General features: G+C 72.5%; 15 protein-coding genes. All 15 read right to left on the bottom strand.

Annotated elements, in window-relative coordinates:
- Positions 1-765: a (d)CMP kinase gene (cmk, locus tag ACWGUG_RS06440; RefSeq protein WP_452324208.1), complete on the bottom strand. Its 765-nt coding sequence runs from the start codon at positions 763-765 to the stop codon at positions 1-3.
- On the bottom strand, positions 758-1,864 hold the full coding sequence (locus ACWGUG_RS06435) for a prephenate dehydrogenase (protein ID WP_336397699.1): 1,107 nt from the start codon (positions 1,862-1,864) through the stop codon (positions 758-760). The genes cmk and ACWGUG_RS06435 overlap by 8 nt, the downstream gene beginning before the upstream one ends.
- The gene (locus ACWGUG_RS06430; protein ID WP_452324207.1) at positions 1,865-2,653 is read right to left on the bottom strand and encodes a pseudouridine synthase; all 789 of its coding nucleotides are present in this window, start codon (positions 2,651-2,653) and stop codon (positions 1,865-1,867) included.
- A complete protein-coding gene (gene scpB, locus ACWGUG_RS06425) occupies positions 2,650-3,255 on the bottom strand; it encodes an SMC-Scp complex subunit ScpB (RefSeq protein WP_336397697.1) in 606 nt (201 codons plus the stop codon). The genes ACWGUG_RS06430 and scpB overlap by 4 nt, the downstream gene beginning before the upstream one ends.
- Positions 3,245-4,090: a segregation/condensation protein A gene (locus ACWGUG_RS06420; RefSeq protein ID WP_442928182.1), complete on the bottom strand. Its 846-nt coding sequence runs from the start codon at positions 4,088-4,090 to the stop codon at positions 3,245-3,247. Before ACWGUG_RS06420 ends, scpB begins: the two co-directional genes overlap by 11 nt.
- Positions 4,074-4,964: a ParA family protein gene (locus ACWGUG_RS06415; RefSeq protein WP_336397696.1), complete on the bottom strand. Its 891-nt coding sequence runs from the start codon at positions 4,962-4,964 to the stop codon at positions 4,074-4,076. Before ACWGUG_RS06415 ends, ACWGUG_RS06420 begins: the two co-directional genes overlap by 17 nt.
- Positions 4,965-5,123: 159 nt before the next feature.
- Positions 5,124-6,080, bottom strand: a complete 957-nt coding sequence (xerD, locus tag ACWGUG_RS06410; RefSeq protein ID WP_452324206.1) for a site-specific tyrosine recombinase XerD — start codon at positions 6,078-6,080, stop codon at positions 5,124-5,126.
- A 55-nt stretch (positions 6,081-6,135) separates the two neighbouring features.
- Positions 6,136-6,765, bottom strand: coding sequence for an NUDIX hydrolase (locus ACWGUG_RS06405; RefSeq protein WP_336397694.1), 630 nt, complete (start codon positions 6,763-6,765; stop codon positions 6,136-6,138).
- Entirely contained in the window at positions 6,762-8,483 is a 1,722-nt protein-coding gene (locus ACWGUG_RS06400) for a CTP synthase (RefSeq protein ID WP_336398045.1), read from the bottom strand. Before ACWGUG_RS06400 ends, ACWGUG_RS06405 begins: the two co-directional genes overlap by 4 nt.
- Positions 8,484-8,557: 74 nt before the next feature.
- Complete coding sequence (gene recN / locus ACWGUG_RS06395) at positions 8,558-10,252, bottom strand: DNA repair protein RecN (protein ID WP_452324205.1); 1,695 nt, start codon at positions 10,250-10,252, stop codon at positions 8,558-8,560.
- Positions 10,249-11,250, bottom strand: coding sequence for an NAD kinase (locus ACWGUG_RS06390; RefSeq protein WP_452324204.1), 1,002 nt, complete (start codon positions 11,248-11,250; stop codon positions 10,249-10,251). The genes recN and ACWGUG_RS06390 overlap by 4 nt, the downstream gene beginning before the upstream one ends.
- Positions 11,247-12,047, bottom strand: a complete 801-nt coding sequence (locus tag ACWGUG_RS06385) for a TlyA family RNA methyltransferase (RefSeq protein ID WP_452324203.1) — start codon at positions 12,045-12,047, stop codon at positions 11,247-11,249. Before ACWGUG_RS06385 ends, ACWGUG_RS06390 begins: the two co-directional genes overlap by 4 nt.
- Positions 12,044-12,202 (bottom strand): hypothetical protein, encoded by a 159-nt coding sequence (locus tag ACWGUG_RS06380; protein ID WP_336397690.1) that lies wholly within the window; start codon positions 12,200-12,202, stop codon positions 12,044-12,046. The genes ACWGUG_RS06385 and ACWGUG_RS06380 overlap by 4 nt, the downstream gene beginning before the upstream one ends.
- A gap of 82 nt (positions 12,203-12,284) precedes the next feature.
- Positions 12,285-13,322, bottom strand: coding sequence for an HAD-IIA family hydrolase (locus ACWGUG_RS06375; protein ID WP_336397689.1), 1,038 nt, complete (start codon positions 13,320-13,322; stop codon positions 12,285-12,287).
- Positions 13,322-14,938, bottom strand: coding sequence for a primosomal protein (locus tag ACWGUG_RS06370; RefSeq protein ID WP_452324202.1), 1,617 nt, complete (start codon positions 14,936-14,938; stop codon positions 13,322-13,324). Before ACWGUG_RS06370 ends, ACWGUG_RS06375 begins: the two co-directional genes overlap by 1 nt.
- Positions 14,939-15,077 lie beyond the last annotated feature (139 nt).

Raw genomic sequence — 15,077 nt, 5'->3', positions numbered from 1 at the left:
TCAGGCTCCCGTCCGGGTGTGAGTCGTGGTGCCGCGCGAGGACGCCGACGGCGTCTCGCCTGCGGCGCAGTCGACCGCGCGGATGACGGCCAGCACGGCGTCCACGGTCTGATCGAAGTCGAGGTCGGTCGAGTCGACGACCTCGACGCCCGGCGCGGCGGTGAGGAAGTCGACCACGGCCGAGTCCTTCGCGTCGCGCTGGTGGAGCGCCGCGGCGACCGCCGCGGCGTCGTGCGTCGTCAGTTCGGCGCTGCGCCGCGCGGCGCGCACCTCCGGCGCCGCCGTGAGGAGGATGCGCACCGGGGCATCGGGGGCGACGACGGTCGTGATGTCGCGGCCCTCGACCACCACGCCCGGGCGCCCCGAGCGCGCGACGAGCGAGCGGAACAGCGCGTTCACCGACTCGCGCACCGCCGGCACCCGGGCCACGCCGCTCACGGCGTCGGTCACGCGGGGCTCGCGGATGGCGTCGGTCACGTCCGCCTCGCCCACGCGCACCCAGTACGCGTCGGGATCGAGCGAGATGGCGTAGTCGAAGTCGCCGGTCGCATCGAGGACGGATGCCGCATCCGAGGTGTCGAAGCCGCGCTCGAGGGCGTGCCACGCCAGGGCGCGGTAGGCCGCGCCGGTGTCGAGGTAGCCGAAGCCGAGACGGCGCGCGACCTGCTTCGAGACGCTGGACTTGCCGCTGCCGGCGGGGCCGTCGATCGCGACGACCGTCGGGGCCGGCGTGTCTGCCGGCGGCCGGGTCAGGGACTCAGTCATTGGTGGTGCTCGCAATCTTCCAGCCGCGCGACTCGAGGCCGTCGACGGCCCGGCGCACGGCGCTGGGGACGACGCTGATCTCGGCGAGGCCGAACTGGGCGCCGGGCGAGTGCTCCAGGCGCAGGTCTTCCACGTTCACGCCGAGCTCTCCCAGCTCGCCGAAGAGCCGTCCGAGCTGACCGGGAGTGTCGTCGACCATCACCACGACCTGCTCGAAGCGGCGGTTCTGGCCGTGCTTGCCCGGGAGCCGCTCGACGCCGTCGTTGCCGCGCCGGATGGTGTCGGCGACAGCGCGCCGGGCGCCGGGGGCGTCCGGCCGGCGCAGGGCGTCCGCGACCGCCGTCAGGTCGGTCGCGAGCTGATCGAGCACGTCAACGACCGGCTCCGCGTTGGCGCCGAGGATCTGCACCCACAGCTCGGGGGCGGATGCCGCGATCCGCGTCGTGTCGCGCACGCCCTGGCCGGCCAGGCGCAGCGACCCGTCGGGGGCGTCGACGAAGCGTCCCGCGAGCAGGCTCGCGACGAGCTGCGGCACGTGCGAGACGAGGGCGACAGCGCGGTCGTGGTCTTCGGGAGTCATCTCGATGGGCGTCGCACCGAGGTCGAGCGCGAGCCCCTCGACCAGCGCGAGGTCGGACGACGACGTCTCCTCGTCGCGGCAGACCACCCACGGGCGCCCGACGAAGATGTCGGCGCGCGCCGAGATCGCTCCCCCGCGCTCGCGTCCGGCGAGCGGATGGGAGCCGATGTAATGGGTCAGATCGACGCCGCGCTCACGCAGCTCGCGCAGCGGCTCGAGCTTGACGCTCGCGACATCCGTCACCACCGCCCGCGGGAAGCGGGCCAGCTCGCGCTCGATGACGTGGGCGGTCACATCCGGCGGCACCGCCACGACGACCAGGACCGGCTCGTCGCGATCGTCCGCGGCGCGGCCGGCGCCGTAGTCGATGGCGAGGCGCAGCTGGGACGGGGACGTGTCGTCGAGCGCGACGTCGACGCCGCGCGCCCGGAGGGCGTGTCCGATGCTGGCGCCGAGCAGGCCGGCGCCGACGATCCGCACCGTTCCCTGCACGCGCGCAGCGAGGAGGGTCTCGGTCACTTAGTCCTCCTGTGGGGCGGCCCGGCGCGCGAGGGTCAGCAGAGCGCCGCGCTCCACTTTAGTCAACTCGCGGGTGCGCCCGGCTGGCAGGGTTCCCAGGTGGAGCGGGCCGAACTGGCGCCTGACGAGTTCGACGACCGGATGCCCCACCTCGGCCATCATCCGCCGCACGATGCGGTTGCGCCCCGAGTGCAGCGTCAGCTCGACCAGCGATCCGCCGCCCTCCGCCGACGTGGACAGGAGCCGCGCCTTGTCTGCGGCGATCGGGCCGTCCTCGAGCTCGACCCCGCGCACCAGCCGCTGGATCGTCTGGGCCGTCACGGTGCCTTCGACCTTGGCGATGTAGACCTTGGTGACGCCGAACGACGGGTGGGCGAGGACGTGCGCGAGCTCGCCGTCGTTGGTGAGCACGAGGAGGCCGCTGGTGTCGGCATCCAATCGCCCCACGTTGTACAGCCGCTCGTCCCACTCCTCGGTGTAGCGCCGCAGGTCGGGGCGACCGCGGTCGTCCTTCATCGAGCTGACGACGCCCGTCGGCTTGTTGAGCATGACGTAGCGCTTGGACTGATCCAGCTGGACGGCCGTGCCGTCGACGTCGACGAGGTCGTTCTCGGGGTCCACGCGCGAGCCCAGCTCGGTGACGACCCGGCCGTTCACGCGCACCCGGCCCTCGACGATCATGTTCTCGGCGACGCGCCGCGAGGCCACGCCCGCGTTCGCGAGCACCTTCTGCAGGCGTTGCCCTGAGTCTGTCGAAGGGCGCTCGCCCTCCGCTTCTGCGCCCGTCATCGACGCACCCCCTCTTCCATGCCGTCGCCGACTTCGTCCGCGCCGTCCAGCAGCGGTGAGATGTGCGGCAGCTCGTCCAGCGAGTTGATGCCGAGGTGAACCAGCAGCGCGTCCGTCGTGCCGTAGTTGATGGCGCCGGTCTCGGCATCCGCGAACAGCTCGGTGATCAGTCCGCGCGCCAGCAGCGTCCGCACCACCGAGTCCACGTTCACGGCGCGGATCGACGCCACCTGGCTGCGGGTCACCGGCTGCTTGTACGCGATGACGGCGAGGGTCTCCAGCGCGGCCTGCGACAGTCGCGACGGCGCCTGTCCGCCCACGAACTCGCTCACCAGGTCGTCGAGCTCCTCGCGCACGTACAGGCGCCAGCCGCCGCCGACCTCGCGCAGCTCGAAGCCGCGCACCGGCCCGCCGCTGCGCCCGTCGTAGTCGTCGACGAGCGCCGCGATCGCCTGGCGGACGGCGGGCACCGGCGCGCCGACGGCGGCCGCCAGGCTCACGAGGCTCTGCGGCTCCTCGACGATCAGGAGGATCGCCTCGAGGCGCCGCGCGACGTCGGAGGCGTCCACAACGGGCGGGTCGGGCGTCGTGTCAGTGGTCATAGTCGGCTCCCAGGGTGGCGAGATTCTCGTCGCTCCAGCGCTGCGCGCTCCAGCGGAGCGTCAGCTCGCCGAGCGGCTCGAGCTGTTCGAAGGACAGGGCGGCGTGGCGGTAGAGCTCGAGCACCGAGAGGAAGCGCGCCACCACGACTCCCGGCTGCGAGACGCCGGCGATCAGCTCGCGGAAGCTCAGCGAGCCGGCATCCCGCAGCAGCGTCACCACGATGGCCGCCTGCTCGCGGATGCTCACCAGCGGCGCATGCAGGTGGTCGAGGCCGACCCGCGGGATCTCCTTCGGCGTCATGGCGAGCATGGCGAGCGCCGCGAAGTCCTCGGCACTGAGCGACCACACCAGCTCGGGCACCGCCTGCCGGTACTTCTCGTCCAGCCGCACCGACCGGGTGTGACGCCCGCTCTCGCGACGCAGGCACCGCTCGAACCAGGCCGAGACCTCCTTGAACGCGCGGTACTGCAGCAGGCGCGCGAACAGCAGGTCGCGCGCCTCGAGGAGCGCGACGGACTCGGCGTCCACGAGCTCCCCCTGCGGCAGGAGCCCCGCGACCTTCATGTCGAGCAGGGTCGCTGCCACCACGAGGAACTCCGACGCCTCCTCGAGCTCCTCCTCGGGTCCGAGCTCGCGCAGGTAGGCGATGAACTCGTTGGTCACGAGCGACAGCGACACCTCGGTGATGTCGAGCTCGTGCTTGGAGATGAGGCTGAGCAGGAGGTCGAACGGACCGTCGAAGTTCGACAGGGCGACGCGGAACCCGTCGCCGGCGGCCGCCGGGCCTTCGCCCGCGGGCGCTGAGCCTGTCGGAGCGTCAGGCGACGGCACCACGGGCGACCAGCTCCCGCGCCAGTCGCAGGTAGGCCTGCGCCGCGGCGTGCTCGGGCGCGAACTCGGTGATCGGCATGCCCGACACCGAGGCGTCCGGGAACTTGACGGTGCGGCCGATGACGGTCTCGAGCACGTCGTCGCCGAACGCGTCCACCACGCGCTCGAGCACCTCGCGCGAGTGCAGCGTGCGGGCGTCGTACATGGTGGCCAGGACGCCGTCGAGGCGGATCGTCGGGTTGAGGCGGTCGCGCACCTTGTCGATCGTCTCGATGAGCATCGCGACACCGCGGAGGGCGAAGAACTCGCACTCCAGCGGGATGATGACGCCGTGGCTCGCGGTCAGCGCGTTCACCGTGAGCAGGCCGAGGGACGGCTGGCAGTCGATGAGGATCGCGTCGTACTCGCCGGCCACCTTGCGCAGCACGCGCGAGAGCGTCTGCTCGCGCGCGACCTCGTTGACCAGGTGCACCTCGGCCGCCGACAGGTCGATGTTGGCGGGGAGGACGTCGAGGTTCTCGACGCGCGTCTGCACGATGACGTCCTGCGGGTCGCGCTTGCCGTCCAGCAGCAGATCGTAGATCGTCGGGATCTCGTGCGTCTGGATGCCGAGGCCGGCCGACAGCGCGCCCTGCGGATCGAAGTCGACCGCGAGCACGCGGCGTCCGTAGCTTGCGAGCGCGGCTGCGAGGTTGATCGAGGTGGTCGTCTTGCCGACGCCGCCCTTCTGGTTGCACAGGGCGATGATGCGGGCGGGACCGTGCCCGTTCAGCTTCGGCGGCGTCGGGAAGCCCTGGTACGGACGCCCGGTAGGCCCGATGGGGACCTCGGACTTCGAGGCCTTCCCCGATCTGGTCTTCGCCGTGCTGTCAGCCACCGTGCTCCCGCTTCCTCGTGCTCGCTCGATCCTAGTCGGCTCTAGGAGAATCCTTCGATGAAGCGCCGTGCCACAGCACATAGCGCGCCACCGCGGCGCCCGGCCGGCGGGCGACCCAGCGGCTCAGTCTGTCGGATCGAGCCGCTCGCGCGCCAGTCGTCAGCGCGCCCGCGGGTGCGACGTCGCGTAGACGTCGCGCAGCGCGTCGACCGACACGTACGTGTAGATCTGCGTGGTCGCCACCGACGCGTGCCCGAGAAGCTCCTGCACCACCCGCACGTCGGCCCCGCCCTGCAGCAGGTGGGTCGCGAACGAGTGCCGCAGGGTGTGCGGCGAGACGTGCGCCGTGAGGTGGGCGCGCTCGGCGGCGGAATGGATCACGAGCCACGCGCTCTGCCGCGACAGCGGCGCGCCGCGCGCGCCGAGGAAGAGCCGCGGCGTGGCGCGCCCGCGACGCGACAGCTCGGGCCGCGACCGGGTCAGGTAGGCGTCGACGGCGGCCCGCGCGTACGAGCCGACCGGGACGATCCGCTCCTTCGACCCCTTGCCGCGCACGCGCAGCACGTCGCCGTGCGCCATGTCGTCGACGTCGAGCTGCACGATCTCCGACACGCGGGCGCCGGTGGCGTAGAGCAGCTCCAGCAGCGCGCGGTCGCGCAGCCCCACCAGGTCGCCGGTCGCCCCGCCCGCGGCGCCGGTCGCATCGGGGCCGGAGCCGGTCGCGGGAGGCGGGCCCGCGGCATCCAGCAGCTTCTCCACCTGCTCGATCGTGAGCGCCTTCGGGAGTCGTTTCGGCTGCTTGGGCGGGCGCAGGTTCGCGGAAGGGTCCGCGGTCTCGATGCCCTCCCGCGCCAGGAAGCGGTGCAGCCCGCGCACCGACGACTGCAGCCGCGCCAGCGACGACGCGGCCATCGGCGGCTGAGCGGCGGCGCGGTCGGCGACGAAGCTGCCGAGCATGACCGGGGTCACCTCGCCGGTCTCCTCGACGCCCTGCTCGCGAAGCCAGCCGGCGTAGCCGGCGAGGTCGCGGCGATACGCGGCCACCGTGTTCTCGGACAGCCCGCGCTCGACCGCGATGTGCCGCAGGTACGCGTCCACCGCACGATCGATCCGCATGTCCGTCCGCCCTCGTCCCGGGGCGACCCGTGCCCTGCCCTGCACCACCGGCAGGTCAGGGCGTCGGCGCCCCCTGTGCCGCGCGCAGCCGCTCGGCCGCGGCGAGCACCCCCACGGTCATGATGCCATTGCGAAGGCGTCCGGCGAAGATGCCGGCGACGACGTCGGTCAGCGGCACCCACTCCAGGCGGATGTCGGCCTCCTCGTCCTCGCGCGCGTGCACCTCGCCGGCGGGCGAGAGGCCGCGCGCCAGGAACAGGTGCACGACCTCGTCGTTCCCGCCCGGCGTGGTGAAGATGCTCAGCAGCGGCTCCCACGAGTCGGCGACCAGGTCGGCCTCTTCGGCGAGCTCCCGACGGGCGGTCTCGAGCGGCGTCTCACCCGCCACGTCGAGCAGACCGGCGGGCACCTCCCAGTCGCGCAGGCGGATCGGATGCCGGTACTGCTGGATCAGCAGCACGCGGCTCTCGTCGTCGACCGCCACGACCGCCGCGGCGCCGGGGTGATCGACGTACTGGCGCACGATCCTCCCGTCGCCGTAGGCGACCGTGTCGCTGCGCACATCCCACACGCGGCCCTCGTAGACGCGCTCGCTCTCGAGGACGGTCGCGTCGACGGGCTCGTCGGCCAGGAGCGCCCCGGTCGTCTCGGAGGCGCCGGGCTGCGGCATCCGTCCGCCGGTCACGCGACCGGTTCCTGAACCTCTTCGAAGGGCTCCACCTCGAACAGCTCGCTCGAACGGTGACGCTCCAGCGCCGCGCCCACGAGGCCGCGGAACAGCGGGTTCGCGTTCGTGGGGCGCGAGCGCAGCTCGGGGTGCGCCTGCGTCGCGATGTAGTACGGGTGCACGTCGCGCGGCAGCTCGACGTACTCGACGAGGTCGAGGTCGGGGTTGATCCCGGAGAACACCAGTCCCGCCTCGGCGATCTGCTCGCGGTAGCGGTTGTTGACCTCGTAGCGGTGCCGGTGGCGCTCCGAGACGCGCCGGGCGCCGTACACCTCGGCGGCGATGGAGCCCTCGGCGAGCTCGGCGGGATACAGCCCCAGGCGCATGGTGCCGCCCATGTCGCCACGGTCGAGGATGTCGACCTGCTCCTCCATGGTCGCGATGACCGGGTGCTCGGTGTCGGGGTCGAACTCGCTCGACGACGCGTCCTCGATGCCGGCGACGTGCCGGGCGTACTCGATGACGATGCACTGCAGGCCCAGGCAGATGCCGAGCGTCGGGATGCCCTGCTCGCGCGCGAACTTCAGCGCGCCGATCTTGCCCTCGATGCCGCGGATGCCGAAGCCGCCGGGGATCACGATGCCGTCGAGGGTGCCCAGCGCCTTGGCGGCGCCCTCCGGCGTCTCGCACTCGTCGGACGGGATCCAGCGGATGCTGACGTGGGTCTCTTGGGCGAACCCGCCGGCCTTGAGGGCCTCGGTGACCGAGAGGTAGGCGTCCGGCAGGTCGATGTACTTGCCGACCAGGCCGATGGTCACCTCGTGCTTGGGGTTGTGCACGGCGTTGAGCACCCGCTGCCAGCGCGACCAGTCGACGTCGCCGGCACGCGACAGTCCGAGCGCGCGCACGATGTACTCGTCCAGGCCCTGCTCGTTGAGCATCGACGGGATGTCGTAGATGCTCGGCACGTCGACGGCGTTCACGACGGCGCCCTCGTCGACGTCGCACATGAGCGCGATCTTGCGCTTGTTCGACTCGGTGACCGGCCGGTCGCTGCGCAGCACGAGCGCGTCGGGCTGGATGCCGATCGAGCGGAGCGCCGCGACGGAGTGCTGCGTCGGCTTGGTCTTCTGCTCGCCCGATGCGCCCATGAACGGCACCAGCGAGACGTGAACGAAGAACACGTTGTTGCGGCCGAGCTCGTGGCGGATCTGGCGGGCGGACTCGATGAACGGCTGCGACTCGATGTCGCCGACCGTGCCGCCGATCTCGGTGATGATGACGTCGGGGCGGGGCTCCTCGGTCGCCTGCAGGCGCATGCGCCGCTTGATCTCGTCGGTGATGTGCGGGATCACCTGCACCGTGTCGCCGAGGTACTCGCCGCGACGCTCCTTGGCGATCACCTGCGAGTAGATCTGGCCGGTCGTGACGTTGGCCGCCTGGCTCAGCTCGATGTCGAGGAAGCGCTCGTAGTGGCCGATGTCGAGGTCGGTCTCGGCGCCGTCGTCGGTCACGAAGACCTCGCCGTGCTGGAACGGGTTCATCGTGCCCGGGTCGACGTTCAGGTACGGGTCGAGCTTCTGCATCACGACGCGCAGACCCCGCGCGGTCAGCAGGTTCCCGAGGCTGGCGGCGGTGAGGCCCTTGCCCAGAGAGGAAACGACACCACCGGTCACGAAGATGTGCTTGGTGGTGTCGCTCTGGGAGTCGCCGTGGGAAGAATCAGAAGTCTGCATCACGGGCTTTTATCCTATCAGGCGGTGTTTCGTTGAGCTTCGCGGGAGCGGAGGACACGCGGGCGCCGGGGCGCTCACCCGTTCGCATCCGAGCGAAGGCTGAGCAACTCGCGGGCGTGGGTGAGCGCGGCGTCGGAATCGGGCATGCCCGACAGCAGCCGCGCCATCTCGGCCTCGCGATCGGCGCCGTCCAGGCGTCGGACATCGGATGCCGTGACCGAGCCGTCGTTCGCCTTCACGACGGTGAGGTGGTTGGCCGCGAACGCCGCGACCTGCGCGAGGTGGGTGACGGCGATCACCTGCGACGACTGGGCGAGCCGCGCGAGCCGGCGGCCGACCTCGATCGCGGCGGCGCCGCCGATGCCGGCATCGACCTCGTCGAACACGAACGTCGGCACGGGGTCGACCGCGGCGATCACCACCTCGATCGCGAGCATGACGCGGCTGAGCTCGCCGCCCGACGCCCCGCGCGAGACCGGGCGGGGCTCCGCTCCCGGGTGCGGCGCGAGGAGGATCGCGACGTCGTCCCGGCCGTGGGTCGAGTCGGCGCCGGGCGTCACGGCGACCTCGAGCCGCGCATCGGGCATCGCCAGCGCGCGCAGCTCGTCGGTCACGGCGGCGCCCAGGCGCGCGGCGGCGTCGGTGCGGGCGGCGGTGAGGACGGCCGCCGCGTCGTCGAGGACGGATGCCGCAGCCTCCCGCTCCTCGGTCAGCCGCTGGATGCGCTCGCCGTCGTCGTCGAGCTCGGCCAGGCGCGCCGAGCCGGTGTCGAGGAGGTCGATCGCGGCGTCGAGGGTGCCGTGCGTGCGCACGAGGCCCGCGAGCACGGCGCGGCGCTCCTCCACGGCCGCGAGCTCGTGCGGGCCGGACTCGTCGAGATCGGCGAGGTACCCGGCCAGGGCCGCGGCGATGTCGGCCACGCGGTAGCCCACGTCGGCCAGCTGCCCCGCGAGCTCCTCGAGCACGGGGTCGTGGACGCGCTCGAGCGCGCGCCGGGCCTCGGCCAGGAGGGACCCGGCGTCGGGGACGTCCCCGTCGCCCGAGAGGCCGTCATGCGCGGACGCGGCGGCGAGCCGCAGCTCCTCGGCGTTGGCGAGGCGCTCGGCGCGGGTCGCGAGGTCGGCGTCCTCCCCCGCCATGGGCGCCGCCTGCTCGATCTCGGCGAGCTGCGCCCGCAGCTCGTCCGCCTCGCGCGCCCGGGCGTCGCGGTCGTCGGTGAGCTGCGACAGTTCGCGGTCCACCGCACGCCAGTGCTCGTAGGCGCGCCGGTACGCGTCGCGGGCGGTGTGGACGGCCTCGCCGCCGAACCGGTCCAGCGCGTCGCGCTGCGCCGCCGCGGAGCGCAGCCGCAGCTGCTCGGACTGCCCGTGCACGACGACGAGCTGCTCGGCGAGGTCGGCCAGCACGCCCGCCGGCGCGGCGCGACCGCCGACGGATGCCCGGCCGCGGCCCTCGCTCGAGATGGACCGCCCGACGTACAGCTCGGCCCGCCCGCCGCCGATGGGCTCGACGTCACCGCCGGCTTCGCGCACGCGCGAGGCGACCGGGCCCTCCTCGGGCACGATCCACACGCCGTCGACGGTGGCCTGCGACGCTCCGGCGCGCACCGCGCCGGAGTCCGCCCGCTGGCCGAGCAGCAGTCCGAGGCCGGTCACGACCATCGTCTTGCCCGCGCCGGTCTCACCCGTGATGGCGGTGAAGCCCGGCCCGATCGGCAGTGTCGCCTCGGCGATGACGCCCAGGTCGCGCAGCCGCATCTCTTCGATCACAGCGGCGCCTCCGCGCCGGCGGTGGGCGTGGCATCCGTCTCCGGCGCCGTGCGCACCGGCAGCACACCCGTGATCGCGGCGGGACCGCGCCACCCCTCCACCGGGAGCCGGAACTTGCGCACCAGGCGATCGGTGAACTGGGAGGGGTGCAGGCGCGCGAGGCGCACCGGGCGATCGGACCGCCGGACCACGACTCGCGCGCCGGGGGGCAGATCGTGCGAGCGGCGCCCGTCGCACCAGAGGATGCCGGTGCCGTTCGTGCGCTCGAGCACCTCGATGGCGACCGCGTGCTCGGGCCCGACGACGAGCGGCTTGGCGAAGAGCGCGTGGGCCGACAGCGGAACGACCGAGATCGCCTCGACGGTCGGCCAGATCACCGGTCCGCCGGCGGAGAAGTTGTAGGCCGTCGAACCGGTCGGCGTCGAGACGACCATGCCGTCGCAGCCGAAGGTCGACAGCGGGCGGCCGTCGATCTCGACCACGACCTCGAGCATGCGCTCGCGGCTGGCCTTCTCGACCGTCGCCTCGTTGAGCGCCCACGTCTCGTAGATGACGGAGTCGCCGGTGTCCTTCACGCGCACCTGGAGCGCCATGCGCTCCTCGACCTCGTACTCGCGCGCGATCACCCGCCGCACCGCCTCATCCATGTCGTCGCGTTCGATCTCGGCGAGGAAGCCGACGTGGCCCATGTTGATGCCGAGCACGGGCGCGCTGCCGTCTCGGACGAGCTCGGCCGCCCGCAGGATCGTGCCGTCCCCGCCGAGCACGATCGCCAGCTCGATGTGCGGGACGGGCACGTCGACGCCGAGGACCGCGACATCGCCCAGCGGCGAGCCGGCGTCGACGAGCTCCTGCTTGTCGTCGGGGGCGAGCACGGGCGTCGCCCCGGCGGTGCGGAGGGCGGCCACGACGCGCTCGGCGGAGGCCACCGTGTCGGCGCGATGCGCGTGCGCCACCACCAGGATGCTGCGCTCGGCGCGTGCGTCGGCGTTGTTCATCGGCTCCCCGCCAGTCGGTTCACAGTGCTCATCCATTCTGTCGGATTGCTCCCCCGGCCCGGCGCGAGGTGGGCGATGTACTCCGAATTCCCGTGCGTGCCCGCGATCGGGGAGGAGACCAGGCCGCACGTGCCGAGCCCGGCGTCCCACGCCGCCCACAGCACGCGTGCGACCGCGTCGGCGCGCAGCACGGGGTTGGTGACGAGTCCGCCCTTCACAGCCGTGCGTCCGACCTCGAACTGCGGCTTGATCAGCAGCACGAGGTCGGCATCGGAGGCAGCGACCGCGCGGGCGGCGGGCAGCACGTGGCCCAGCGAGATGAACGACAGGTCGCCGGTGATCACGGACGGCGCATCGGCGATCCCGCTCGCCTCGGCGAGGGACGCCGCGGTCATGTACCGCACGTTGAAGCCCTCGATCGATCTCACGGCAGGGTCTGCCGCGACGGATGCCGCGAGCTGACCGTGCCCGACGTCCACGGCGATCACCGGCTCGGCGCCGCGCTCGCGGAGCACCTGCGTGAAGCCGCCGGTCGAGGCGCCCATGTCGAGCGCCAGCCGGCCCCGGACGTCGACCTCGAAGGCGTCGAGCCCGGCGATGAGCTTGTGGGCGGCACGGCTCACGTAGTGGTCGGCGGCGGCGACCTCGATCACGCTGTCGTCGGCCACGGGCGTCGAGGCCTTCACCACGGGGCGTCCGTCGACGGTCACGACTCCCTCGGCGATGAGCGTCGCAGCGTGCGTCCGCGAGCGCGCGAGACCTCGAGCGGCCAGAGCGGCGTCGAGGCGGCTCGTCATGACCCGGTGCCGGGACTCGCCTCGAGGCGACGGGCGAGGGTGTCGTGCAGCGTGTCGTACGCCGCGGCGCGCGTGGCCAGCGGCTGCGCCTCGATCACCTCGAGTGTCGACAGCAGGTCGCCGGTCTCGTCCTCACGCTCTCGGGGCTGATCCATGGTCCCCAGGATACGTCGGTGCCGCGACGGTACCGCGAAGCGCCTCGCGCTCACGCACGCGCTGATCGGAGGCGAGCAGCGGTCAGGGGCGGTGGAACGGATCGGCGTAGAGCTCTTCGGGCACGCGGAACCCGAAGATCGCACGCCCGGTCGACCAGATCGCCGCCGCGCCCGCGCGCACGAGGTCGATCGGCCGGTCGCCGGCGCTCAGGATGCGGATGTCGGCCCCGTCGATCGCGACGCGCGCATCGCGCACCTTCGCGACGCCGTCCTTCACGTGCACCTCCGGGTACGGCTCGTGAAGTTCGCGCAGGTCGCCCAGGATGTACGTCGGACGCGAGCCCTCCGGCGCCGCCAGCACGTGCTTCGGCCGGTCGATGCCCGTCAGCACGAGGGCGGATTCGATGCCCGCGCGGTTGGCTCCCAGGATGTCGGTGTCGAGCCGGTCGCCGAGGAAGAGCGGATGCCGCGCCCCGAAGCGCGCCACCGCCTCGTGGAAGATCGGCGCCTCGGGTTTGCCCGCGACGGTCGCGAGCCGGCCGACGGCGGTGTGCACCGCCGACACCAGCGTGCCGTTGCCCGGCGCGACGCCCCGCGACTGCGGGATCGTCCAGTCGGTGTTGGTCGCCACCCAGGGGATGCCGCCCTCCTCCTCGGGAGTCTTGAGCGCGAAGGCCGCCTCGGCGAGCTGCAGCCACCCGACCTCGGGAGCGAAGCCCTGCACGACCGCAGCAGGGGCGTCGTCCGCGCTGCGCGTGACGACGAAACCCGCCTTCTCCACCTCCACCACGAGACCGTCGCCGCCGACCACGAGCACGGTCGCGCCGGGCTCGATCTTGTCGGCGAGCAGTCGCATCGCGGCCTGCGGACTGGTCACCACGTCACGCGGCGCCGTGGCGAGGCCGAGTTCGCTGAGATGCCCGGCGACCGAGGCATCCGTCCGCGACGCGTTGTTGGTGATGTACGCGAGCACGCGGCCGTCGCGGGCGCGGTTCAAGCTCTCGACGGCATACGGCAGTGCCCCGGCGCCGGCGTACACCACGCCGTCGAGGTCGGCCAGCACGACGTCGACCCCGTCGAGCGGGGCGCGCGTCACCGCGCGGCGCCCGAACAGCGCCATCAGCGGTCGGCCTCGTCCGCCGCCGGCTCGTCGACGCCGGCCTCGATGAGGATCTCGCTCACCTCGTCGGCGACGGATGCCTCAGCACCGGCGGGTTCGTCGGCGCCGGCGTCGGCGTCGTCGGGGAGGGACTCGGCGTCATGGACGGAGGATTCATGGACGAAGGCGTCATGCACGGAGGCGTCGGCGCCGGTGTCGGCATCGTCCGGGCCGGCGTCGACCTCGAGGGATTCCTCTTCCAGGACCTCCTCGACGAAGACGGTCTCGAGATCGCCGAGGCCCGATGCCGCATCCAGCGCCTCTCCGGCGACCACGGCGCGGCGGTGCCACTGAGCCGCGTCTTCCGCACGGCCGAGCTCCTCGAGCACCGCGGCGCGCGCGGCGAACAGTCCCGGGCTCCATTCGAAGGCGCGGTCGGGATCCAGCTCGGGGATGTCGAGCTCCTGCAGCGCGCGCTCCGGTTCGCCCAGATCGAGCCGGGCGCCGGACATGGCGATCGCCAGTTCGACGCGGACGGCGGTGTCGAGGGTGGAGCGGTCGACCGACCGACCCACCTCGAGCGCACGGTCGGGGCGTCCCACACCGCGCTCGCTGTCGACGATGAGCGCGATCTGGTCGTCCTTGCCCGAGATGCGGCGGTACGTGCGCAACTCGCGCAGCGCCAGAGCGAAGTCGCCCGTCGCGTACGCCGTGATCGCGAGCGTCTCGCGCACCACTGCGATCCGGCCCGCGCGACGCGACGCCGACAGGGCATGCTGGTGCGCGAGCACGGGATCCTCGTCGATCAGCTGCGCCGCCATGGCGAGATGACGCGCGACCTGCTCGGCGTTCTCCTTGCTCAGGGTCTTCAGTTCGTTGCGCGCCGACGGCGGCAGATCCTGCGGCGTGACGTCATCGGAGATGACCGGGTCGTCGTGACGCGGACGGACCGGACGGATCTCGCCCTCGCGGACGGCGCGGTCAGGCCGGTCCGCCCCGCCGCGCGTCGGCCGCGCGCTGCGCTCGTACGGCTTGCGGTCGCCGTCGCGCTTCTCGTACGGCTTGCGGTCGCCGTCGCGCTTCTCGTACGGCTTGCGGTCACCGTCACGCTTCGCGTACGGGCGGTCGCCGTCGCGCTTCTCGTACGGCTTGCGGTCGCCGTCGCGCTTGGCGTACGGGCGGTCGCCGTCGCGCTTGGCGTACGGGCGGTCGCCGTCGCGCTTGGCGTACGGGCGGTCGCCGTCGCGCTTGGCGTAGGGACGGTCGCCGTCGCGCTTCGCGTACGGACGGTCACCGTCACGCTTCTCGTACGGCTTCCGGTCGCCGTCGCGCTTCGCGTACGGACGGTCACCGTCACGCTTCTCGTACGGCTTCCGGTCGCCGTCGCGCTTCGCGTACGGGCGGTCACCATCGCGCTTCTCGTACGGCTTCCGATCGCCGTCGCGCTTCTCGTAAGGCTTCCGATCGCCGTCACGCTTCTCCCACGGCTTACGGTCGCCGTCGCGCTTGGCGTACGGCTTCCGATCGCCGTCGCGCTTGCCATACGGCTTGCGGTCCGAACTCGGCGACGAGGGCCTCCCGCTGCTGGGTCGATCGCGCGGCGCGCGTCGATCGTCGCGCGGCTCCTGCTCTGCCATTCTTCGATCCTCCCGGATGCGTTCTGCGTCGGCAATCCACCGTGTTAACGCGGAATGGCCACCCTGCGTTGGGTGGCCATTCCGTGTAATGGGTGTCCGGCGGTGTCCTACTCTCCCACAGGGTCCCCCCTGCAGTACC

The organism is Microbacterium sp. NPDC055455, assembly GCF_053619935.1.
This window is presented reverse-complemented; position numbering and strand designations above follow the sequence as displayed.

Coding starts and splice junctions, on each gene's coding strand:
- ACWGUG_RS06380 (WP_336397690.1), bottom strand. CDS start 12,202: ATGGATCAGCCCCGAGAGCGTGAGGACGAGACCGGCGACCTGCTGTCG.
- scpB (WP_336397697.1), bottom strand. CDS start 3,255: ATGACCACTGACACGACGCCCGACCCGCCCGTTGTGGACGCCTCCGAC.
- xerD (WP_452324206.1), bottom strand. CDS start 6,080: ATGCGGATCGATCGTGCGGTGGACGCGTACCTGCGGCACATCGCGGTC.
- cmk (WP_452324208.1), bottom strand. CDS start 765: ATGACTGAGTCCCTGACCCGGCCGCCGGCAGACACGCCGGCCCCGACG.
- ACWGUG_RS06385 (WP_452324203.1), bottom strand. CDS start 12,047: ATGACGAGCCGCCTCGACGCCGCTCTGGCCGCTCGAGGTCTCGCGCGC.
- ACWGUG_RS06390 (WP_452324204.1), bottom strand. CDS start 11,250: ATGAACAACGCCGACGCACGCGCCGAGCGCAGCATCCTGGTGGTGGCG.
- ACWGUG_RS06370 (WP_452324202.1), bottom strand. CDS start 14,938: ATGGCAGAGCAGGAGCCGCGCGACGATCGACGCGCGCCGCGCGATCGA.
- ACWGUG_RS06400 (WP_336398045.1), bottom strand. CDS start 8,483: ATGCAGACTTCTGATTCTTCCCACGGCGACTCCCAGAGCGACACCACC.
- ACWGUG_RS06375 (WP_336397689.1), bottom strand. CDS start 13,322: ATGGCGCTGTTCGGGCGCCGCGCGGTGACGCGCGCCCCGCTCGACGGG.
- ACWGUG_RS06430 (WP_452324207.1), bottom strand. CDS start 2,653: ATGACGGGCGCAGAAGCGGAGGGCGAGCGCCCTTCGACAGACTCAGGG.